At 61.3% G+C, this 1,300-nt stretch carries 1 protein-coding gene; it reads right to left on the reverse strand.

Translation table 11 applies throughout. From position 1 onward, the window contains the following. Positions 1-14: 14 nt before the first annotated feature. Positions 15-1,232, reverse strand: a complete 1,218-nt coding sequence (locus B1C78_RS04400) for an IS256 family transposase (protein WP_077277938.1) — start codon at positions 1,230-1,232, stop codon at positions 15-17. Positions 1,233-1,300: the final 68 nt, after the last annotated feature.

A 1,300-nucleotide genomic window follows, 5' to 3' on the forward strand; every position in this document is an offset into this window, starting at 1 on the left:
TTTTGTGTAACTGCCTATCCCTGAACGCCCCGGATTCGCTCGCCATGTTCGATTTCGAATCGATGCATGGCGGCCTTCCAGTTCTGGATGGGCCGGGTCCAGCGCTTTGAGGCGCTCTGCACGGCCAAGAATACCACCTTCATCGCCGAGGCATCGCTGGGGAAGACACGCCGGTTCTTGGTGGCCTTGCGAATGACGCTGTTGAGCGATTCGATGGCGTTGGTGGTGTAGGTCACCTTGCGGATCTCGGGCGGATAATCAAACAGCGGGATCACCTGCGCCCAGTGCCGGCGCCAGATCGGCCCAATGCTGGGATAGCGCTCGCCCCAGGCGGCCTCAAAGGCAGCGAGCTGCGCCTCGGCCTGCTCGGCGCTCGCGCTGTGGTAGATCTGGCGCAGGTCCCGGCACAGCGCCTTGCGGTCCTTCCAGGAGACGTAGCGCACGCTGTTTCTCACCATGTGCACCATGCACAGCTGCACCCGCGTATGGGGGAAGGCCGCCTCGATGGCATCGGGAAAGCCGCTCAGCCCGTCCACGCAGGCGATAAAGATCTCCTTGACCCCCCGGTTCTGAAGCTCGGTGAGCACCGAGAGCCAGAACTTCGCCCCCTCGGTTTCGGCCAGCCACAGCCCCAGCAACTCCTTCTCGCCCTCGGTGTTGATCCCCAGCGCCAGGTACATCGATTTATTCACCATGCGCCGCTCCTGGCGCACCTTGAGCACCACACAATCCAGAAAAACAATGGGATAGACCTCGTCGAGCGCCCGGTTCTGCCAAGCCTCAACCTGCTCGATCACCGCCTCGGTGACCCGCGAGACCAGGTTCGCAGACACTTGCGCCCCGTACATCTCCTGAAACGCCGAGACAATGTCGCGCGTGCTCATGCCCCGCGCATAAAGCGCCAGGATCTGCTCATCGAACTGCGTCAGCCGGGTCTGGCCCTTGCCCACCAACTGGGGCTCAAAGCTGCCATTGCGATCCCGGGGCGTGACAATCTCGACCTCCCCGTGGCTGCCCTTGAGCGTCTTGCGGCTGAAACCGTTGCGACTGTTGCCGCTGTGGTGCCCAGCCGGGTCGTGCTTGGCATAGCCCAGGTGCGCCTCCATCTCCGCACCCAGCGCGGTTTCCACCACCAGCTTCATCAGCTCAGCGCTGAAATCGCTCAGATCCTTCTCCGTCTTGATCCCCTTGGCCAGGCGCGCCGCCAACTCCTTCTTCTCTTGTTCTTGCATCTGCTTGTCTCCTGTTTTAGCTACCATAAACAGAAACAAGCAGTTACACAGATTTAATTACAGTCCCC

The organism is Thioalkalivibrio denitrificans (genome assembly GCF_002000365.1).
GTDB lineage: Bacteria > Pseudomonadota > Gammaproteobacteria > Ectothiorhodospirales > Ectothiorhodospiraceae > Thioalkalivibrio_A > Thioalkalivibrio_A denitrificans.

What these genes read in the sequence shown, in the direction of transcription:
- B1C78_RS04400 (WP_077277938.1), bottom strand. Translation starts at nt 1,232, where the DNA reads ATGCAAGAACAAGAGAAGAAGGAGTTGGCGGCGCGCCTGGCCAAGGGG.